Here is a 20,021-nt window from a genome sequence, read left to right as displayed (position 1 = left end):
CCTTCTACACGTAACCAGTCTAGGTAAAGATATTTTCCCTGAATTCTGATATAATAGAAATATTGACTTCAAGAGTAAGGAAGAGAAGATGAACGCATTATTAAATGGAATGAATGACCGTCAGGCTGAGGCGGTGAAAACGACAGAAGGTCCCTTGTTAATCATGGCAGGGGCTGGTTCTGGAAAGACCCGAGTTTTGACCCACCGCATTGCTTATCTGATTGATGAAAAGCTGGTCAATCCGTGGAATATCTTGGCCATTACCTTTACAAATAAGGCTGCGCGTGAGATGAAGGAGCGTGCTTATAGCCTCAATCCAGCCACTCAGGACTGTCTGATTGCGACCTTTCACTCCATGTGTGTTCGTATTTTGCGTCGCGATGCGGATCATATTGGCTACAACCGCAATTTCACTATTGTAGATCCTGGTGAACAGCGAACGCTCATGAAACGCATTCTTAAACAGTTGAACTTGGATCCTAAAAAATGGAATGAACGAACTATTTTGGGGACCATTTCCAATGCTAAGAATGATTTGATTGATGATGTTGCCTATGCTGCCCAAGCTGGTGATATGTATACGCAAATCGTGGCCCAGTGTTACACTGCTTACCAAAAAGAATTGCGTCAGTCGGAGTCGGTTGACTTTGATGATTTGATTATGCTGACCCTGCGTCTCTTTGATCAGAATCCTGATGTCCTGACCTACTATCAACAGAAGTTTCAATACATCCATGTTGATGAGTACCAAGATACCAACCACGCTCAGTACCAATTGGTCAAACTTTTGGCTTCCCGTTTTAAAAATATCTGTGTTGTTGGAGATGCGGACCAGTCTATTTACGGTTGGCGTGGTGCTGATATGCAGAATATCTTGGATTTCGAAAAGGATTATCCCCAAGCCAAGGTTGTTTTGTTGGAGGAGAATTACCGTTCCACTAAAACCATTCTTCAAGCGGCCAACGAGGTCATTAAAAATAACAAAAACCGCCGTCCTAAGAATCTCTGGACTCAAAACGCTGATGGGGAACAAATCGTTTACTATCGTGCCAATGATGAGCTAGATGAGGCTGTATTTGTAGCCAGAACTATCGATGAACTTGGTCGGAGTCAAAACTTCCTTCACAAGGATTTTGCAGTTCTTTATCGTACTAATGCGCAGTCCCGTACTATTGAGGAAGCCTTGCTCAAGTCAAATATCCCTTATACCATGGTTGGCGGAACCAAGTTCTACAGCCGTAAGGAAATCCGAGATATTATCGCTTACCTCAATCTTATTGCCAATTTGAGTGACAATATCAGTTTTGAGCGTATTATCAATGAACCGAAACGTGGAATTGGTCCAGGTACAGTTGAGAAAATCCGTGACTTTGCGAATATGCAAGACATGTCCATGCTAGATGCTTCTGCAAACATCATGTTGTCTGGTATCAAGGGTAAAGCAGCCCAGTCTATCTGGGATTTCGCCAATATGATTCTGGATTTGCGGGAGCAACTGGACAACTTAAGCATTACTGAGTTGGTTGAGGCTGTTTTAGAAAAAACAGGTTACGTCGATATTCTAAATGCTCAAGCGACTTTAGAAAGCAAGGCTCGGGTTGAAAATATTGAAGAGTTCCTTTCTGTGACGAAAAACTTTGATGACACCTCTGATGGGCCAGAAGAGGAAACTGGTATGGATAAACTGAGTCGTTTCTTAAATGATTTGGCCTTAATTGCAGACACAGATTCAGGTAGTCAGGAGACATCAGAAGTGACCCTGATGACCCTGCATGCTGCCAAAGGTCTCGAGTTTCCAGTTGTCTTTTTGATTGGGATGGAAGAAAATGTCTTTCCGCTTAGCCGTGCAGCTGAAGATCAAGATGAATTGGAAGAAGAACGCCGTCTGGCCTATGTAGGAATTACGCGTGCAGAGAAAATTCTCTATCTGACCAATGCCAACTCACGCCTGCTTTTTGGTCGTACCAACTACAACCGACCGACTCGTTTTATTAACGAAATCAGTTCAGACTTACTTGAGTATCAAGGATTGGCGCGCCCAGCCAATACAAGCTTTAAGGCATCTTATAGCAGTGGTGGGGTTGCCTTCGGTCAAGGTATGAGTCTTGCCCAGGCTCTTCAAGACCGTAAACGCGGTGTGGCACCAAAAACTATTCAGTCAAGCGGTCTTCCGTTTGGTCAATTTTCAGCTGGTGCAAAATCAGCGTCTAGCGAGACAAATTGGTCCATTGGTGATATTGCCCTCCACAAGAAATGGGGAGAGGGAACTGTTCTGGAAGTTTCAGGTAACGGAGCTACTCAGGAATTAAAAATCAATTTCCCAGATGTTGGTTTGAAAAAACTTTTGGCTAGTGTAGCCCCAATTGAGAAAAAAATATAATTTTCCATCCTTCTCACGAATAATAAAGTGAGGAGGATTTTTATGTATAGTATTTCATTCCAAGAAGATTCACTATTACCAAGAGAAAGGCTGGCAAAAGAAGGAGTAGAAGCGCTCAGTAACCAAGAGTTGCTAGCTATTTTACTTAGGACTGGAACACGTCAAGCTAGCGTTTTTGAAATTGCCCAGAAAGTCTTGAGCAATCTTTCAAGCCTAACGGATTTGAAAAAAATGACCCTGCAGGAATTGCAGAGTCTGTCTGGTATCGGTCGTGTTAAGGCTATAGAATTACAAGCTATGATTGAACTGGGGCATCGTATTCACAAACATGAGACTCTTGAGATGGAAAGTATTCTCAGTAGTCAAAAGTTAGCTAAGAAGATGCAGCAGGAATTGGGACATAAAAAACAAGAGCACCTGGTGGCGCTCTATCTTAATACTCAAAATCAAATCATTCATCAACAGACCATTTTTATCGGTTCTGCAACTCGTAGTATCGCTGAACCGCGAGAGATTCTTCACTATGCCATCAAGCATATGGCCACCTCTCTCATCTTGGTCCACAATCATCCTTCAGGAGCGGTTGCGCCTAGCCGAAATGATGATCATGTCACTAAACTTGTTAAAGAAGCCTGCGAACTGATGGGGATTGTCCTCTTGGACCATTTGATTGTCTCACATTCTAGTTACTTTAGTTACCGTGAAAAGACAGATTTAATTTAAAGTTCATTTACGACATAGTCAAAGAGGTTTTTATCCTTGGGACGATTTTCAAACAGAAATTCTGGATGCCATTGGACACCGAGAAAGGCAACATCATCCGTACTCATGACAGCTTCAATGATACCATCTTTAGGATCATGAGCCGCAATCTTTAAATTTGGTGCTAAATCCTTAATACTCTGATGGTGGAAGGAGTTGATATGGGAAATTTCTCCATAGATTTCTCGAAGAACAGTATCTGGTTCTGTCACCAAGCGTTGGGTTGTGTACTCAGCAGAACAATCTTGCCAGTGGTCTTCGATATCTTGATACAGAGTTCCACCCATGGCAACGTTAAAGAGTTGAGTCCCACGACAGACGGAGAAAATAGGCTTTTTCTGTTTAATAGCTTCCTTGATAAGGGCCAGTTCGAAGATATCTCTTTGAAGGTGGTAGTCATCGCTATCAATGGTTTTTGGTTCACCATAGAATTTTGGATCGACATTTTGCCCACCTGTCAAGATGAGCTTGTCAATCAAACTGATATAGTGGCTAGCCATTTCTTGATCACCAATCGGTAGGATGATGGGAATCCCTCCAGCGTCTTTAACGCCTTCAACAAAGCCTTTTGTTGCGTAGCTCATCATGATGTCATCATCTGGATGAATTTTTTCGTTTCCTGTTATCCCAATAACTGGTTTTTTCATAAAATGATTTTCGCTTTCTAATCCTCTTTTCGCATGAAGTAGAGGAGGGTTTGGAGTTCACTTGTCAAATCGACATACTGAACGACCACGTCTTTTGGTAAATGCAGATGGACTGGTGAAAAACTGAGGATTCCTTTCACGCCAGCATCCACCAAGAGATTGGCAACCTCTTGTGACTTGACGCTGGGAACAGTTAGGATCGCAGTTTTGACATCGGCATTCTTGATTTTATCCTTGATTTGAGAAATTCCGTAAATGGGAATCCCATCAGGAGTTTGGGTCCCGACCTCAGGGTGGTCATCTAGATCAAAGGCCATGATAATCTTCATCTTGTTACGCTCGTGGAATCGGTAGTGGAGAAGGGCATGGCCCATATTTCCAATACCTACCAGCATAACATTGGTGATCGAGTTATCATTGAGCAAATCGGCAAAAAACGTCATCAGTTTTTTGACATCATAGCCAAAACCACGACGACCTAGTTCACCAAAGTAGGAAAAATCACGACGAACTGTCGCTGAATCAATACCGATAGCCTCTGCAATTTGCTTAGAGTTGGCACGTTCAATCTTTTCTGCATGAAATCTCTTAAAAATTCGATAGTAGAGAGAGAGTCTTTTCGCTGTAGCTTTTGGAATAGCAGACTGTTTATCTTTCACAAAATCACAACCTTTCTATTCTTCTATTTTATAGAAACATTGTGAAAAAATCAACAAAAATAATAAAAAACTAAGAAAAATCTTAGTTTTGATGTAACAATTCTGTTTGTGATAGAAAACGGTAGAGTTCTCCGACCAGTCCTTGGTAAACTTCCTGTCCCTCAAAAGTCAAAGAAGTCACATAAAGTGTATCTGGTAGGGTCACACATCCTGACAAAGCCAGCATGAGAGCTTCATAATCCTCATACTTGAGTGTACGCTCTACCTGGTAGCTATCCTTATAGGTCAGTTCAAACATCTTGGCTTTATCTTTCTGATTTTGTAAAGACACCACGTTCTACCAAGCTATCCATGAGGAAGTAGAATTTTTCCTGATGAATGTGGTGGTCTTCTGATTTGAAAATATCAACTAGACGAAGGCCAAACTTGTCAGTGATATTGATTTTAGCCCCTGTAAGTTCCTTGTTAATGATGATTTTGAGTTGGAAGCCTTCACCGCTGTTTGGCACTTTTTCCAAAAGACGAGTCAGTTCATAGTTACCAACCTTTGTCTCAAAAAAAGTGTTGTCTTTGAGGGTGAATTTTTTAACAGAAGGGCTAAGAGTGTAGTCGTAACGACAATTTTTTAACTGAATGGTTTTTTCAAATGCCATATGGCTAACCTCCGATAATTTCTTTTAAGGTTTTTGCGAGGGTTTGTAGTTCTTCAACAGTATTTTCTGGAGAGAGACTGATACGAACGGATTCCTTCAAGCGTTCTGAATTTGCTCCGTACATAGCTTCAAGAACATGGCTGGATTGGACAATGCCTGCAGTACAGGCTGAGCCAGTAGAGATTGAAATTCCAGCTAAATCTAGACGAAGGAGTAAGAGGTCGTTTTTCTGCCCAGGAAATCCAATATTGACAACATAAGGGAGATGATGTTCTCCTCTATTCAAGTAATACTGAATTCCCTCTAGCTCTGCAAGAAAGGCAGTTTCTAGATTTTGTACATGTTGAAAATGTTCTTCTTGCTTTTCTAAATTTTCTTTTAGGGCTGCAACCATGCCTACGATGGCAGCTAGATTTTCAGTTCCTGCACGTTTTTTCTGTTCTTGGTCTCCGCCATGGATATAGGAATCAAAGTCCATGCTAGATGTGTAGAGAAAGCCGATTCCCTTAGGACCATGGAATTTATGGGCAGAAGCAGTGAGAAAATCAATGCCCAATTCTTCTGGATGAATAGGGATTTTTCCAATAGCCTGAACTGCATCGACATGATAGGCAGCAGGGTGTTGCTTAAGTATTTGGCCAATTTCAGCAATGGGCAGTAGGTTTCCTGTCTCATTATTGGCAAACATGGTAGAAACCAAAATCGTATCGTCACGTAAGGCCTCTTGAATTTGCTGGGCAGTGATTTCTTGATTTTCTGGCTGGATAATGGTTGCTTCAAAACCAAAGTGCTGAACCAAGTAATCAATGGTTTCAAGGACAGCATGGTGCTCAATGGCCGTTGTGATGATATGTTTTCCTTGTTCTTGGTGACGAAGGCAGTAGCCAATGATGGCAGTATTGTTACCTTCTGTCCCACCAGAAGTGAAAAAGATATGTTGAGGTTTTGTCACCAGTAACTGAGCTAGTTCCTGACGGGCTTCTCGCAAGAGTTTAGCAGCTTGACGACCATGACCATGAATACTAGAAGGATTTCCGTGGGTTTCTTGCATAACCTTGGTCATAGCTGAAATAGCAACTGCTGACATAGGAGTCGTTGCAGCATTGTCCAAATAAATCAAAGAATCACCTTATTTCTTTTTGTTATAGGCAAAGAGTGGGCTGACTGGTTTTCTTTCGTGGATACGGACGATAGCATCACCAATTAACTCACTAGCAGTAATGTAGCATACGTTTTTAGGAGTTTTTTCTTTTGTTGCTACTGAATCAGTCACAAGAATTTCTTTAATATTTGTATTGTCAAGAAGTTCAGCAGCTCCTTCTACGAAGAGACCGTGACTAGAAACAGCATAAATTTCTGTAGCTCCTTCACGTTCAACGATTTTAGCAGCTTCAGAGAAGGTACGTCCTGTATTTAAAATATCGTCAATCAAGATAGCTTTCTTACCTTCAACATCACCGATAATATAACCTTCGTTGCGAGTTGCATCGTCTTGAGGGTAGTCGATAATAGCGATAGGAGCATCAAGGTATTCAGCCAAGCTACGAGCACGTTTTACACCTGAATTTTTAGGGCTAACGACAACAACATCTGAACCAAGTAGGCCCTTATCGCAGTAATGTTTTGCAAATAGGGGAACTGTGAAGAGGTTATCAACAGGAATATCAAAGAAGCCTTGAACCTGAACAGCATGCAAATCAAGTGTAAGGATACGATCGACACCAGCCTTAACTAGCATATTGGCAACTAGTTTTGCTGTAAGTGGCTCACGAGGTGAAGCAATACGGTCTTGACGTGCATAACCAAAATATGGAAGAACAACGTTGATACTGTGGGCACTTGCGCGCACACAAGCGTCGACCATGATTAACAATTCCATTAGGTGGTTGTTAACAGGGAAACTTGTTGATTGGATAATGTAAACATCATAACCACGGACACTTTCTTCGATATTCACTTGGATCTCTCCGTCAGAAAATTGACGTGATGACAGTTTTCCGAGTGGAATACCAACAGCATCCGAAATTTTTTGAGCAATCTCTTGGTTAGAGTTGAGTGCGAAAAGTTTCATATTTTTTCTATCTGACATTATAGACCGTCCTCTGTAAACTTTATAAATCCCAGTGATATTTGTCTTGCATATATGAACTAGGATTTGTGTATTTTTATCTTTTCTATTTTACCAAAAAATGGAGATTATTTCAGCTATTTTTCATGCTTTTGACAAATCGAACCAATTTTGAAGGAGCTTTTTGGTAGGAAATCTGATTATCCTCTAAAAATTGTTGGAAATCCTGTTTGCCTTGCTCGTGATTTTCCACTTCAAGCTCTAATTCGTAATCTGTCATATCAAAGTACTGACTCTCATCCAGCGCCATAAGGCCAATAGCTGTTTGCATTTCATAGCGAAGCGTTGTTAGACAACCGAGCACCTGCCAGTTCTTGCTCTGGATACCATGTTTATCTAATTCATCAAGAATCAGCCCCTGAGGAAGTTCTTCCTTGATCAGATAGTTTTCAGCATCTTTTAGTTGCAATTTTTGATTGTATTCCATGTTTCCAACACTTTGTGGGACTTTGAGTGTCAATTCTGCCCAGTCTTCAAAGGTTCGAATGCGCATAGCAACTTTCTTTTCTCGCAGTTCAAAATCAGGCGTGTCGATGTAGTAATTTTTTTGAAGAACAGGAGTGACACCTGTGAATTGGTCTTTTAGACGATTGTATTCATCTTTTTTCAAGAGTGTTTTCAATTCAATTTCTAAATGTTTCATTTTTCTTACCTTTTCTTTATCGTTGAAAGCGGATTTATGGTATAATAGCTTTGTATTTATTGTATATAAATCTGGAGAAAAAATCAAAGATATTTTTGAAGGATAATATGAGAACAAGGGAGAATATATGACCTTAGAATGGGAAGAATTTCTAGATACTTACATTCAAGCTGTTGGTGAGTTAAAGATTAAACTTCGTGGTATTCGTAAGCAATATCGTAAGCAAAATAAGCATTCTCCGATTGAGTTTGTGACTGGTCGGGTCAAGCCAATTGAGAGTATAAAAGAAAAAATGGCCCGTCGTGGTATTACTTATGCGACCTTAGAACACGATTTACAGGATATTGCTGGTTTACGTGTGATGGTCCAGTTTGTAGATGACGTTAAGGAAGTAGTGGAAATTTTGCGCAAGCGTCAGGATATGCGGATTGTACAAGAGCGAGATTACATTACTCATCGAAAGGCTTCAGGCTACCGTTCCTATCATGTGGTAGTAGAATATATGGTTGACACCATCAATGGAGCCAAGACCATTTTGGCGGAAATTCAGATTCGTACTTTGGCCATGAATTTCTGGGCAACGATAGAACATTCTCTCAACTACAAGTACCAAGGGGATTTCCCAGAGGAAATTAAAAAGAGACTGGAAATTACTGCCAAAATTGCCCATCAGTTGGATGAAGAAATGGGTAAAATTCGAGATGATATCCAGGAAGCCCAGGCTCTTTTTGATCCTTTGAGTAGAAAATTAAATGACGGTGTAGGAAACAGTGACGATACAGATGAAGAATACAGGTAAACGAATTGACCTGGTAGCAAATAGAAAACCGCAGAGTCAAAGGGTTTTGTATGAATTGCGAGATCGTTTGAAGAGAAATCAGTTTATACTCAATGATACCAATCCGGACATTGTCATCTCCATTGGTGGGGATGGTATGCTCTTGTCGGCCTTTCATAAGTACGAAAACCAGCTTGACAAGGTCCGCTTCATTGGTGTTCACACTGGACATTTGGGTTTCTATACGGACTACCGTGATTTTGAGTTGGACAAGCTAGTGACTAATTTGCAGCTAGATACCGGAGCAAGAGTCTCTTACCCTGTGCTGAATGTGAAGGTTTTTCTTGAAAATGGTGAAGTGAAGATTTTTAGAGCACTAAATGAAGCCAGTATCCGCAGGTCTGATCGAACCATGGTGGCGGATGTTGTGATTAACGGTGTCCACTTTGAACGTTTTCGTGGAGATGGGCTAACAGTTTCGACACCGACTGGTAGCACAGCCTATAACAAATCACTTGGTGGAGCTGTTTTACACCCTACCATTGAAGCTTTGCAATTAACGGAAATTGCTAGTCTTAATAATCGTGTTTATCGAACGCTGGGTTCGTCCATTATTGTTCCTAAGAAGGATAAGATTGAACTCATTCCGACAAGAAACGATTACCATACCATTTCGGTTGACAATAGCGTTTATTCTTTCCGCAATATTGAGCGTATTGAGTATCAAATCGACCATCATAAGATTCACTTTGTCGCCTCACCTAGCCATACCAGTTTTTGGAACCGCGTTAAGGATGCTTTTATCGGCGAGGTGGACGAATGAGGTTTGAATTTATCGCAGATGAGCATGTCAAGGTTAAGACTTTTTTGAAAAAGCACGAGGTTTCTAAAGGGCTTCTGGCCAAGATTAAGTTTCGAGGTGGAGCTATTGTGGTCAATGATCAACCACAAAATGCGACGTATCTATTGGATATTGGAGACCGAGTTACCATTGATATTCCCGCTGAGGAAGGTTTTGAAACTCTAGAAGCTATCGAGCGCCCACTGGATATTCTCTATGAGGATGACCATTTTCTAGTCTTGAATAAACCCTATGGAGTGGCTTCTATTCCTAGTGTCAACCACTCCAATACCATTGCCAATTTTATCAAGGGTTACTATGTCAAGCAAAATTATGAAAATCAGCAGGTTCACATTGTGACCAGACTTGATAGGGACACTTCTGGTTTGATGCTCTTTGCTAAGCACGGTTATGCACATGCACGATTAGACAAGCAGTTGCAGAAGAAGTCCATTGAAAAACGCTACTTTGCTTTGGTTAAAGGTGATGGCCACTTGGAAGCAGAGGGGGAAATTATTGCTCCGATTGCGCGTGATGAAGACTCCATTATTACCAGACGTGTAGCTAAAGGTGGAAAGTATGCCCATACTTCTTACAAGATTGTAGCTTCTTATGGAAATATTCACTTGGTCGATATTCGCCTGCACACTGGGCGTACCCACCAAATCCGAGTCCATTTTTCTCATATCGGTTTTCCTTTGTTGGGAGATGACTTGTACGGTGGTAGTCTAGACGATGGAATTCAGCGCCAGGCCCTACATTGTCATTCCTTAACTTTTTATCATCCATTTTTAGAGCAAGACTTGCAGTTAGAAAGTCCCTTGCCGAATGATTTTAGCAACCTTATTACCCAGTTATCAACTAATACTCTATAAAAACAGTTTCAGAGTATAATTATTATCTTAAAGGAGAAAACTCATGGAAGTTTTTGAAAGTCTCAAAGCCAACTTGGTTGGTAAAAATGCTCGTATCGTTCTCCCTGAAGGGGAAGAACCTCGTATTCTTCAAGCGACTAAACGCTTGGTAAAAGAAACAGAAGTGATTCCTGTTTTGCTTGGAAATCCTGAAAAAATTAAAATTTATCTTGAAATCGAAGGTATTGAGGACGGTTATGAAGTCATCGACCCTCAACACTACGATAAATTTGAAGAAATGGTTGCTGCTTTAGTGGAGCGTCGCAAGGGCAAAATGTCTGAAGAAGATGCACGCAAGGTTTTGGTTGAAGATGTCAATTATTTTGGTGTTATGTTAGTATACCTGGGCTTGGTTGATGGAATGGTGTCAGGTGCGATTCACTCAACTGCTTCAACAGTTCGCCCAGCTCTTCAAATCATCAAAACTCGTCCAAATGTTACTCGTACTTCAGGTGCCTTCCTCATGGTTCGTGGTACGGAACGTTACCTATTTGGTGACTGTGCCATCAACATCAATCCAGATGCAGAAGCCTTGGCTGAAATTGCCATCAACTCAGCAATCACAGCTAAGATGTTTGGCATCGAACCTAAAATTGCTATGCTAAGCTATTCTACTAAAGGGTCAGGTTTTGGTGAAAGTGTTGATAAGGTTGTTGAAGCCACTAAAATTGCTCACGACTTGCGTCCTGACCTTGAAATCGATGGGGAATTGCAATTTGATGCAGCCTTCGTTCCAGAAACTGCAGCTCTGAAAGCTCCTGGAAGTACGGTTGCTGGTCAAGCAAATGTCTTTATCTTCCCAGGTATCGAGGCAGGAAATATCGGCTACAAGATGGCTGAACGTCTTGGTGGCTTTGCGGCTGTTGGACCTGTTTTGCAAGGTTTGAACAAGCCAGTTAACGACCTTTCTCGTGGATGTAATGCTGATGATGTCTACAAGTTGACCCTTATCACAGCAGCCCAAGCTGTTCATCAATAAGATTCAGTCCTCTTTCCCTCGGGAAGAGGCTTTTTATACTCAATGAAAATCAAAGAGCAAACTAGGAAACTAGCCTCAGGTTGCTCAAAGCACTGCTTTGAGGTTGCAGATAAGACTGACGAAGTCAGGAACCATACCTACGGCAAGGCGACGTTGACGTGGTTTGAATTTGATTTTCGAAGAGTATTAATACTAGGAAAAGGACAGTTAGAACCTTCTGTGTTATACTAGAGATATGTTAGATTTGAAAGAATACGGTATCGTCATGTGGCCGGATGAGAAGATTGTTTCTTTCCGTGAGAAACTTCTTGCCTGGTATGATGAAAACAAAAGAGATTTACCATGGCGTAGGAGTAAGAATCCGTATCATATCTGGATCTCTGAAATTATGCTCCAGCAGACTAGGGTGGATACAGTTATTCCTTATTATGAACGATTCTTGGACTGGTTTCCAACAGTGGAAAGTTTGGCAACTGCCCCTGAAGAGCGTTTGTTGAAGGCTTGGGAAGGACTGGGATATTATTCTCGAGTTCGTAATATGCAGGCTGCAGCTCAGCAGATTATGACTGACTTTGGTGGCCAATTTCCAAACACCTATGAAGGAATTTCCAGCTTGAAAGGAATTGGACCTTACACTGCAGGAGCGATTTCCAGTATTGCTTTTAACTTGCCTGAGCCGGCTGTAGATGGCAATGTTATGCGGGTTTTGGCACGCTTGTTTGAGGTTAATCATGATATCGGAGTTCCTAGCAATCGCAAAATTTTTCAGGTAATGATGGAAATCTTGATTGATCCGGAACGGCCAGGTGACTTTAATCAAGCTTTAATGGACTTAGGCTCAGATATTGAGGCTCCTGTAAATCCTAGGACAGAAGAAAGCCCAGTTAAGGACTTTAGTGCGGCATATCAGAATGGTACTATGGATCGTTATCCAATTAAGGCTCCCAAGAAAAAGCCAGTTCCTATTTATCTTAAAGCCTTAGTTGTGAAAAATTCTCAAGGACAATTTTTACTTGAAAAAAATGAAAGCGAAAAGCTCTTGGCAGGTTTTTGGCATTTCCCCTTGATAGAAGTTGATAACTTTTCGCAAGAAGAGCAGTTTGACCTTTTTCATCAGGTTGCAGAAGAAAGTGTCAACTTTGGCCCCAGTCCAGAGGAGAGTTTCCAGCAGGACTATGACTTAAAAGTTGATTGGCTTGATGTTTGTTTTGAGACTGTCAAGCATGTCTTTAGTCATCGCAAGTGGCATGTTCAAATTGTAGCAGGCCAGGTGACTGACTTCCATGACTTTTCAGATAGGGAAGTTCGCTGGCTTTCACCAGAAGAGTTCAAGGATGTCCCACTTGCCAAACCCCAACAAAAAATCTGGCAGGCTTATGCACAAGCCAACTTAGACAGTAGCAAAGACTAGCTATTGTGCCTTCTTGTTATTTTTTTGGTATAATAGTAGAGAAAAAGGTGAACAAATGAAAAAAATATTAATTGTAGATGATGAAAAACCAATCTCAGATATTATCAAGTTTAATATGACCAAGGAAGGTTACGAAGTTGTAACTGCTTTTAACGGTCGTGAGGCACTAGAACAATTTGAAGCCGAGCAGCCAGATATTATTATTTTGGATTTGATGCTTCCAGAAATTGATGGTTTAGAAGTTGCGAAGACCATTCGCAAGACAAGTAGTGTACCTATTATCATGCTTTCAGCTAAAGACAGCGAATTTGATAAGGTTATCGGTTTAGAGCTTGGAGCGGATGACTATGTGACAAAACCCTTCTCAAATCGTGAGTTGCAGGCGCGTGTTAAAGCTCTCCTTCGTCGCACGGACTTGGCTTCTGTAGATAATCAAGAATCAGATGAAAAGAAAACCCAACCTCTGCAAATTGGGGACTTGGAGATTGTGCCAGATGCCTATGTAGCTAAAAAATATGGTGAAGAACTAGACTTGACCCACCGTGAATTTGAGCTCTTGTATCACTTGGCTTCTCATATTGGTCAAGTGATTACACGTGAACACTTGCTTGAAACTGTCTGGGGTTATGATTATTTCGGAGACGTTCGAACAGTTGACGTAACTATCAGACGTTTGCGTGAGAAGATTGAAGACACACCAAGTCGTCCAGAGTATATTCTAACACGTCGCGGTGTTGGTTATTATATGAGAAATAATGATTAAACTAATAAAAGATACAGTTTTAACCAGTGATTTTATCTTTATCCTCATTCTACTTGGCTTTATTTTAGTCGTGACCTTGCTCTTGCTAGAAAATCGTCGGGATAATATTCGGCTGAAGCAAATCAATCAAAAGGTAAAGGACCTGATTGCAGGAGATTATTCTCAGGTATTGGATATGCAGGGAAGCTCTGAAATCACCAATATTACTAATAATCTCAATGATTTATCAGAAGTAATTCGGTTGACTCAAGAAAATCTGGAGCAAGAGAGTAAACGATTACACAGTATCCTCTCTTACATGACGGATGGAGTCCTTGCGACCAATCGTCGTGGCAAGATTACCATGATTAATGACATGGCTAAGAAACAGTTAGGTGTTCAGAAAGAAGATGTTCTCAACAAAAGTATTCTAGAATTGCTTAAGATTGAAGATGAGTATGAACTTCGTGATTTGATTACCCAAATTCCTGAGCTCATCATTGATTCCCAGGATGCTAATGGTGAGTATCTGAGTCTTCGTGTTCGCTTTGCCTTGATTCGTCGAGAGTCTGGCTTTATTTCGGGTCTGGTTGCTGTTTTGCATGATACGACGGAGCAGGAGAAGGAGGAACGCGAGCGGAGACTCTTTGTTTCCAATGTTAGCCATGAGTTACGGACGCCTCTGACTAGTGTAAAATCCTATCTTGAAGCTTTGGATGAGGGTGCCTTGTCAGAACCTGTTGCGCCAGACTTTATCAAGGTGTCTCTAGACGAAACCAACCGTATGATGCGGATGGTGACAGATCTTCTCCATCTTTCACGGATTGATAATGCAACTAGTCACCTAGACGTGGAACTGATTAACTTCACAGCCTTTATTACCTTTATTCTTAACCGTTTTGATAAGATGAGGGGACCAGATGAAGAGAAGAAGTATGAATTAGTCAGAGATTACCCCATTACCTCTGTTTGGATAGAGATTGATACAGATAAGATGACACAGGTGATTGATAATATTCTCAACAATGCCATCAAGTATTCGCCAGATGGTGGGAAAATCACAGTGACTATGAAGACGACTGATGATCAGATGATTTTATCCATCTCAGACCAAGGTTTGGGTATTCCTAAGCAGGATTTACCACGCATCTTTGACCGTTTTTATCGTGTGGATCGTGCTAGAAGTCGTGCCCAAGGTGGAACAGGTCTGGGACTGTCTATTGCTAAAGAAATTATCAAACAGCATAATGGCTTTATTTGGGCCAAGAGTGAATACGGTAAGGGATCAACTTTCACAATTGTGCTCCCTTATGATAAGGATGCAGTGAAAGAAGAAGTATGGGAGGATGAAGTAGAAGACTAGAATGAGTGAAATAGGCTTTAAATACAGTATTTTAGCGTCGGGTTCCAGTGGGAATTCCTTTTATCTGGAAACACCAAAAAAGAAGCTTTTAGTGGATGCAGGCTTGTCTGGTAAAAAGATTACTAGCCTACTTGCTGAAATTAATCGCAAACCAGAAGACTTGGACGCCATCTTGATTACCCATGAGCATTCAGATCATATCCATGGAGTGGGAGTTTTGGCTCGCAAGTATGGTATGGATCTTTATGCCAATGAAAAGACCTGGCAGGCTATGGAAAATAGTAAATATCTTGGCAAGGTGGATTCTTCGCAAAAGCATATCTTTGAGATGGGCAAAACCAAAACCTTTGGAGATATAGACATCGAGAGTTTTGGTGTGAGTCATGATGCAGTCGCACCGCAGTTCTATCGCTTTATGAAGGATGATAAGAGTTTTGTCCTTTTGACAGATACAGGTTATGTTAGTGACCGTATGGCAGGGATTATCGAAAATGCAGATGGCTATCTTATTGAGTCCAACCATGATGTAGAGATTTTGCGAGCAGGTTCTTACGCTTGGCGACTCAAACAACGAATCCTATCTGACCTAGGTCACCTTTCTAACGAGGACGGTGCTGAAGCTATGATTCGTACCTTGGGAAACCGCACTAAGAAAATCTACCTAGGACATTTGTCTAAAGAGAACAATATCAAGGAACTGGCTCATATGACCATGGTCAATCAGCTAGCACAAGCTGATCTGGGGGTCGGAGTAGACTTTAAGGTTTATGATACCTCACCAGATACTGCAACACCATTGACAGAGATATAAAAAAGAAGGCGAATGTGCCTTCTTTTTTATATCTTTTACAATCCTGCAAATTCTTTGATTTCTTGTGCTGGCATTGAAGAGTCGCAACGGACATTGATTTGTCCATCTGCAATGTGAACGAAGCCTGGTACAGTTGGGATTCCGTAGCGTGAGCGGAATGCTTGTAACTCATTGAGTTGGCTTGCTTCTTCACTGTTGATGAAGTAGATGTGAGCTTTAGTTTCAGCTACGACACCTGCCAATGTACCTGCAAATTTACGGCAGTAAGGGCAAGTTTTGCGACCGATAAAGAAGGTTGCAGTTTCTTTTTTATCAAGAGCTTCTTGTGCACGCGCAACTGTAGTGACTTCAAGGTCTTTGATGTTATCTAAAAATTGTTCCATGAGATTACCTCGCTTTCATTGATAAGTCTAGTATGCCATAAAGTTTCTAAAATTGCTTAGATTTGATACGAAAAAAAGATGAGATTGGTTTGTCTCATCTTTTATAGAATTTTATTTTACAAAAGCATTGATTTCTGCTTCGATATTAGCAATCTTGGCTTGTGATTCTTCGTTGGTTTCACCTACAACTGCAATGTAGAACTTGATTTTTGGTTCTGTACCTGAAGGGCGAACAGCAATCCATGAACCGTCAGCAAGTGTGTATTTCAACACATCACTTGGAGGAGTTGTCAAGTTTGTAACAGTGCCATCAGCAGCAGTAGCTGTTTGAGCCTTGAAGTCTTCTACGACAGTGATAGCTGTTGCATTCCATTCTTTTGGAGCATTGTTGCGGAATTTAGCCATAATCGCTTTGATTTGTTCAGCACCATCGACACCTGAAAGGGTAACAGAGATAGTTTTTTCTGCGTAGTAACCGTACTCTTTGTAGATTTCTTCGATACCGTCAGCAAGTGTCAAACCACGTGAACGGTAGTAGGCAGCAAGTTCAGCAACGACAAGAACGGCTTGGATAGCATCTTTATCACGTACGAATGGTTTAATCAAGTAACCGAAGCTTTCTTCAAATCCCATCATGTAAGTGTGGTTGTGTTTTTCTTCGAATTCTTGGATTTTTTCAGCGATGAATTTGAAACCAGTCAAGACGTTGAACATAGTTGCGCCGTAGCTTTCAGCAATCTTCGTTACCAAGTCAGTTGATACGATAGATTTGCAGAGGGCTGCATTTTCAGGAAGAGTTCCAGCGTTTTTGTGGGCTTCCAAGATGTATTTAGCCATGATGGCACCGATTTGGTTACCTGAAAGGTTGAGGTAGCTACCATCTTTTTGAAGAACTTCAACACCAACACGGTCAGCATCAGGGTCAGTTGCCACAAGAACATCTGCCCCAACTTGACGACCAAGTTCTTCAGCAAGTGCAAAGGCTGCTTGGCTTTCTGGGTTTGGAGATTTTACAGTTGAGAAGTCAGGATCAGCAGTTGCTTGCGCTTCAACGACTTGAACTGAGTCAAATCCTGCTTGGGCAAGAGCACGACGAGCCAACATTTCACCAGTACCATGAAGTGGTGTGTAGACAATCTTCATGTCTTTACCAAATTCTTCAATCAAGGCTGGGTTGATGTTTACGTCCTTAACCTCTTTAAGGTATTCTACGTCAACAGCTTCGCCGATAACTTCAATTAAGCCAGAAGCTTTTTCAGCTTCCACATCAGCAACTTCAACTGCAAATGGATTTTCGATTGCACGGATATAAGTAGTCAAAGCGTCTGCATCGTGTGGAGGCATTTGTCCACCGTCTTCACCGTAAACCTTGTAACCGTTAAATGGAGCAGGGTTGTGGCTGGCTGTGACCATGATACCCGCGAAACAGTTGAGGTGACGAACTGCAAATGAAAGTTCTGGAGTTGGACGAAGGCTTTCAAATACGTAAGATTTGATACCGTGTTTAGCAAGAACTGCCGCAGATTCAAAGGCAAACTCTGGTGAGAAGTGACGGCTATCGTAGGCGATTGCGACACCACGTTCTTTTTCATTTCCACCTTTAGACTCAATCAAACGAGCCAATCCCTCAGTAGCTTGACGAACAACGTAGATGTTGATACGGTTTGTACCAGCACCAATCAAGCCACGCATACCTGCAGTACCAAATTCAAGATTTGTATAGAAGGCATCTTCCTTCGTTTTTTCGTCCATATTTTCCAAATCTTGACGAAGGTAGTCAGGAAGCTCCGCAAAATCAACCCATTTCTGGTAATTTTCTTGGTAAGACATTAAAATTCTCCTTTTGTAAATTGTTTTAACCGTTCACATTATAGCACTTTTTAGCGTTTTAGTAAAACCTTAGCATAATTTTCAGAATAGTGGTGTCATATGCTGATTTATCAAGTCTTGAATGCCTTAGGGAAACATGCTATACTGTTTGTATGATTATTTTACAAGCTAATAAAATTGAACGTTCTTTTGCAGGAGAGGTTCTTTTCGATAATATTAATCTGCAGGTTGATGAACGTGATCGGATAGCCCTTGTTGGGAAAAATGGTGCAGGTAAGTCTACTCTTTTAAAGATCTTAGTTGGAGAAGAGGAGCCAACTAGTGGAGAAATCAATAAGAAAAAAGATATTTCTCTGTCTTACCTAGCCCAAGATAGCCGTTTTGAGTCTGAAAATACCATCTATGATGAGATGCTGCATGTCTTTGATGACTTGCTTCGGACGGAAAAACAACTGCGTCAGATGGAGTTAGAGATGGGTCAAAAGTCTGGTGATGATTTGAATAAACTGATGTCAGATTACGACCGCTTATCTGAAAATTTTCGTCAGGCAGGTGGCTTTACCTATGAAGCTGATATACGAGCGATTTTGAATGGATTCAAGTTTGACGAGTCTATGTGGCAGATGAAAATTGCTGAGCTTTCGGGTGGTCAAAATACTCGTTTGGCACTTGCTAAAATGCTCCTTGAAAAGCCAAATCTCTTGGTCTTGGACGAGCCAACTAACCACTTAGATATTGAAACTATAGCCTGGCTAGAGAATTACTTAGTAAATTATAGCGGTGCCCTTATTATTGTCAGCCACGACCGTTATTTCTTAGATAAGGTTGCGACAATTACGCTAGATTTGACCAAGAATTCTTTAGATCGTTATGTGGGTAATTACTCTCGTTTTGTTGAATTAAAGGAGCAGAAGTTAGCTACTGAAGCAAAAAACTATGAAAAACAACAAAAGGAAATAGCTGCTCTGGAAGACTTTGTCAATCGCAATCTAGTCCGAGCTTCAACGACTAAACGTGCCCAATCTAGACGCAAACAACTGGAAAAAATGGAACGTTTGGACAAGCCTGAAACTGGTAAGAAATCAGCCAACATGACCTTCCAGTCTGAGAAAATGTCGGGCAATGTTGTTTTGACTGTTGAAAATGCAGCTATTGGCTATGATGGGGAAGTACTGTCAGAGCCTATCAACTTAGATCTTCGTAAGATGAATGCTGTTGCTATTGTTGGACCAAACGGCATTGGAAAGTCAACCTTTATCAAGTCTATTGTGGAGCAGATTCCTTTTATCAAGGGTGAAAAGCGCTTTGGGGCTAATGTTGAGGTTGGTTACTATGACCAAACCCAAAGCAAGCTGATACCAAGTAATACTGTATTAGATGAACTCTGGAATGATTTTAAACTGACACCAGAAGTTGAAATCCGTAACCGTCTAGGTGCCTTCCTTTTCTCTGGTGATGATGTTAAAAAATCAGTCGGCATGCTGTCTGGTGGGGAGAAAGCCCGTTTACTTCTGGCTAAACTTTCCATGGAAAACAATAATTTTTTGATTCTGGATGAGCCAACCAACCACTTGGATATTGATAGCAAGGAAGTGCTAGAAAATGCCTTGATTGACTTTGATGGAACTCTTCTATTCGTCAGCCACGACCGTTACTTTATCAATCGTGTAGCAACTCATGTTTTGGAATTGTCTGAGAATGGCTCGACTCTCTACCTTGGAGACTACGACTACTATGTTGATAAGAAAGCAGAAGTAGAAATGACTCAGGCTGAGGAAGCTTCAACTATCAACCAAGCAAAAGAAGCAAGCCCAGTTAATGACTATCAAGCTCAGAAAGAAAGTCAAAAAGAAGTTCGTAAGCTCATGCGACAAATCGAAAGTCTAGAAGCTGAAATTGAAGAGCTAGAAAGTCAAAGCCAAGCCATTTCTGAACAAATGTTGGAAACAAACGATGCAGGTAAACTCATGGAATTGCAGGCTGAGCTGGACAAAATCAGTCACCGTCAGGAAGAAGCTATGCTTGAGTGGGAAGAATTATCAGAGCAGGTGTAAGATTTCTAAGTTTTCTGCCCTTCTCCATTGTGAGGAGGGCTTA

Annotated in this window: 20 protein-coding genes; 11 read left to right on the top strand and 9 right to left on the bottom strand. The window is 41.2% G+C overall.

Annotated elements, in window-relative coordinates; genetic code table 11:
* Positions 1-88 precede the first annotated feature (88 nt).
* Positions 89-2,380, top strand: a complete 2,292-nt coding sequence (gene pcrA, locus B7699_RS04875) for a DNA helicase PcrA (protein WP_084927312.1) — start codon at positions 89-91, stop codon at positions 2,378-2,380.
* A gap of 42 nt (positions 2,381-2,422) precedes the next feature.
* Complete coding sequence (gene radC, locus B7699_RS04870; RefSeq protein WP_000286928.1) at positions 2,423-3,103, top strand: RadC family protein; 681 nt, start codon at positions 2,423-2,425, stop codon at positions 3,101-3,103.
* On the opposite strand, the gene B7699_RS04865 is transcribed toward radC, so the two are convergent.
* The 7 genes from B7699_RS04865 to B7699_RS04835 all read right to left on the bottom strand — a co-directional run bounded on the left by B7699_RS04865 (position 3,100) and on the right by B7699_RS04835 (position 7,872).
* Complete coding sequence (locus B7699_RS04865; protein ID WP_084927311.1) at positions 3,100-3,789, bottom strand: gamma-glutamyl-gamma-aminobutyrate hydrolase family protein; 690 nt, start codon at positions 3,787-3,789, stop codon at positions 3,100-3,102. The two genes, radC and B7699_RS04865, sit on opposite strands and share 4 nt — an antisense overlap.
* Before the next feature lie 17 nt (positions 3,790-3,806).
* A complete protein-coding gene (locus B7699_RS04860; protein WP_042900738.1) occupies positions 3,807-4,448 on the bottom strand; it encodes a redox-sensing transcriptional repressor Rex in 642 nt (213 codons plus the stop codon).
* Between the two features lie 82 nt (positions 4,449-4,530).
* Positions 4,531-4,746 (bottom strand): DUF4649 family protein, encoded by a 216-nt coding sequence (locus tag B7699_RS04855; protein WP_185695950.1) that lies wholly within the window; start codon positions 4,744-4,746, stop codon positions 4,531-4,533.
* 7 nt (positions 4,747-4,753) lie between these two features.
* On the bottom strand, positions 4,754-5,101 hold the full coding sequence (locus B7699_RS04850; protein WP_000863540.1) for a DUF1831 domain-containing protein: 348 nt from the start codon (positions 5,099-5,101) through the stop codon (positions 4,754-4,756).
* A 4-nt stretch (positions 5,102-5,105) separates the two neighbouring features.
* Positions 5,106-6,221 carry a cysteine desulfurase family protein gene (locus B7699_RS04845; RefSeq protein WP_084927309.1) on the bottom strand — a complete coding sequence of 372 codons (1,116 nt, stop codon included), beginning with the start codon at positions 6,219-6,221 and terminating at the stop codon, positions 5,106-5,108.
* 9 nt (positions 6,222-6,230) lie between these two features.
* A complete protein-coding gene (locus B7699_RS04840; protein ID WP_049551214.1) occupies positions 6,231-7,190 on the bottom strand; it encodes a ribose-phosphate diphosphokinase in 960 nt (319 codons plus the stop codon).
* 112 nt (positions 7,191-7,302) lie between these two features.
* Positions 7,303-7,872: a CYTH domain-containing protein gene (locus tag B7699_RS04835; RefSeq protein WP_084927308.1), complete on the bottom strand. Its 570-nt coding sequence runs from the start codon at positions 7,870-7,872 to the stop codon at positions 7,303-7,305.
* 127 nt (positions 7,873-7,999) lie between these two features.
* Between B7699_RS04835 and yjbM the strand changes: the two genes are divergently transcribed.
* From yjbM to B7699_RS04790, 8 genes are all read left to right on the top strand, one after another.
* A complete protein-coding gene (gene yjbM / locus B7699_RS04830) occupies positions 8,000-8,671 on the top strand; it encodes a GTP diphosphokinase (protein ID WP_084927307.1) in 672 nt (223 codons plus the stop codon).
* Positions 8,655-9,473, top strand: coding sequence for an NAD kinase (locus B7699_RS04825; protein WP_084927306.1), 819 nt, complete (start codon positions 8,655-8,657; stop codon positions 9,471-9,473). Before yjbM ends, B7699_RS04825 begins: the two co-directional genes overlap by 17 nt.
* Positions 9,470-10,366, top strand: coding sequence for an RluA family pseudouridine synthase (locus B7699_RS04820; protein WP_084927305.1), 897 nt, complete (start codon positions 9,470-9,472; stop codon positions 10,364-10,366). Before B7699_RS04825 ends, B7699_RS04820 begins: the two co-directional genes overlap by 4 nt.
* A 43-nt stretch (positions 10,367-10,409) precedes the next feature.
* Complete coding sequence (pta, locus tag B7699_RS04815; RefSeq protein ID WP_000451571.1) at positions 10,410-11,384, top strand: phosphate acetyltransferase; 975 nt, start codon at positions 10,410-10,412, stop codon at positions 11,382-11,384.
* Positions 11,385-11,619: 235 nt separating this feature from the next.
* A complete protein-coding gene (mutY, locus tag B7699_RS04805) occupies positions 11,620-12,795 on the top strand; it encodes an A/G-specific adenine glycosylase (protein WP_084927304.1) in 1,176 nt (391 codons plus the stop codon).
* A gap of 55 nt (positions 12,796-12,850) precedes the next feature.
* Complete coding sequence (yycF, locus tag B7699_RS04800) at positions 12,851-13,558, top strand: response regulator YycF (RefSeq protein WP_033681745.1); 708 nt, start codon at positions 12,851-12,853, stop codon at positions 13,556-13,558.
* Positions 13,551-14,900 carry a cell wall metabolism sensor histidine kinase VicK gene (gene vicK / locus B7699_RS04795; RefSeq protein ID WP_084927303.1) on the top strand — a complete coding sequence of 450 codons (1,350 nt, stop codon included), beginning with the start codon at positions 13,551-13,553 and terminating at the stop codon, positions 14,898-14,900. The genes yycF and vicK overlap by 8 nt, the downstream gene beginning before the upstream one ends.
* 1 nt (position 14,901) lies before the next feature.
* On the top strand, positions 14,902-15,711 hold the full coding sequence (locus tag B7699_RS04790; protein ID WP_084927302.1) for an MBL fold metallo-hydrolase: 810 nt from the start codon (positions 14,902-14,904) through the stop codon (positions 15,709-15,711).
* Between the two features lie 35 nt (positions 15,712-15,746).
* Here the strand turns inward: B7699_RS04790 and B7699_RS04785 are convergent, their stop codons facing one another.
* Together B7699_RS04785 and B7699_RS04780 are read right to left on the bottom strand one after the other, a co-directional pair.
* Entirely contained in the window at positions 15,747-16,094 is a 348-nt protein-coding gene (locus B7699_RS04785) for a DUF6568 family protein (RefSeq protein ID WP_084927301.1), read from the bottom strand.
* A gap of 111 nt (positions 16,095-16,205) precedes the next feature.
* Complete coding sequence (locus tag B7699_RS04780; RefSeq protein ID WP_000121686.1) at positions 16,206-17,924, bottom strand: phospho-sugar mutase; 1,719 nt, start codon at positions 17,922-17,924, stop codon at positions 16,206-16,208.
* A gap of 152 nt (positions 17,925-18,076) precedes the next feature.
* Here B7699_RS04780 and B7699_RS04775 point away from each other — a divergent pair, with 152 nt between their 5' ends.
* Positions 18,077-19,978, top strand: a complete 1,902-nt coding sequence (locus B7699_RS04775) for an ABC-F family ATP-binding cassette domain-containing protein (RefSeq protein ID WP_084927300.1) — start codon at positions 18,077-18,079, stop codon at positions 19,976-19,978.
* Positions 19,979-20,021 lie beyond the last annotated feature (43 nt).

The sequence above is a fragment of the Streptococcus mitis genome, assembly GCF_002096835.1.
GTDB classification, from domain to species: Bacteria; Bacillota; Bacilli; order Lactobacillales; family Streptococcaceae; genus Streptococcus; species Streptococcus mitis_W.
The sequence above is the reverse complement of the archived record's forward strand: the minus strand, read 5'-3'. Positions and strand labels throughout refer to the sequence as shown.

Bases quoted from the DNA above. Each gene is read 5' to 3' on its own strand.
- pcrA (WP_084927312.1), top strand. From the start codon at position 89: ATGAACGCATTATTAAATGGAATGAATGACCGTCAGGCTGAGGCGGTG.
- radC (WP_000286928.1), top strand. From the start codon at position 2,423: ATGTATAGTATTTCATTCCAAGAAGATTCACTATTACCAAGAGAAAGG.
- B7699_RS04865 (WP_084927311.1), bottom strand. From the start codon at position 3,789: ATGAAAAAACCAGTTATTGGGATAACAGGAAACGAAAAAATTCATCCA.
- B7699_RS04855 (WP_185695950.1), bottom strand. From the start codon at position 4,746: ATGTTTGAACTGACCTATAAGGATAGCTACCAGGTAGAGCGTACACTC.
- B7699_RS04850 (WP_000863540.1), bottom strand. From the start codon at position 5,101: ATGGCATTTGAAAAAACCATTCAGTTAAAAAATTGTCGTTACGACTAC.
- B7699_RS04840 (WP_049551214.1), bottom strand. From the start codon at position 7,190: ATGTCAGATAGAAAAAATATGAAACTTTTCGCACTCAACTCTAACCAA.
- B7699_RS04835 (WP_084927308.1), bottom strand. From the start codon at position 7,872: ATGAAACATTTAGAAATTGAATTGAAAACACTCTTGAAAAAAGATGAA.
- yjbM (WP_084927307.1), top strand. From the start codon at position 8,000: ATGACCTTAGAATGGGAAGAATTTCTAGATACTTACATTCAAGCTGTT.
- B7699_RS04825 (WP_084927306.1), top strand. From the start codon at position 8,655: ATGAAGAATACAGGTAAACGAATTGACCTGGTAGCAAATAGAAAACCG.
- B7699_RS04820 (WP_084927305.1), top strand. From the start codon at position 9,470: ATGAGGTTTGAATTTATCGCAGATGAGCATGTCAAGGTTAAGACTTTT.
- pta (WP_000451571.1), top strand. From the start codon at position 10,410: ATGGAAGTTTTTGAAAGTCTCAAAGCCAACTTGGTTGGTAAAAATGCT.
- mutY (WP_084927304.1), top strand. From the start codon at position 11,620: ATGTTAGATTTGAAAGAATACGGTATCGTCATGTGGCCGGATGAGAAG.
- yycF (WP_033681745.1), top strand. From the start codon at position 12,851: ATGAAAAAAATATTAATTGTAGATGATGAAAAACCAATCTCAGATATT.
- vicK (WP_084927303.1), top strand. From the start codon at position 13,551: ATGATTAAACTAATAAAAGATACAGTTTTAACCAGTGATTTTATCTTT.
- B7699_RS04790 (WP_084927302.1), top strand. From the start codon at position 14,902: ATGAGTGAAATAGGCTTTAAATACAGTATTTTAGCGTCGGGTTCCAGT.
- B7699_RS04785 (WP_084927301.1), bottom strand. From the start codon at position 16,094: ATGGAACAATTTTTAGATAACATCAAAGACCTTGAAGTCACTACAGTT.
- B7699_RS04780 (WP_000121686.1), bottom strand. From the start codon at position 17,924: ATGTCTTACCAAGAAAATTACCAGAAATGGGTTGATTTTGCGGAGCTT.
- B7699_RS04775 (WP_084927300.1), top strand. From the start codon at position 18,077: ATGATTATTTTACAAGCTAATAAAATTGAACGTTCTTTTGCAGGAGAG.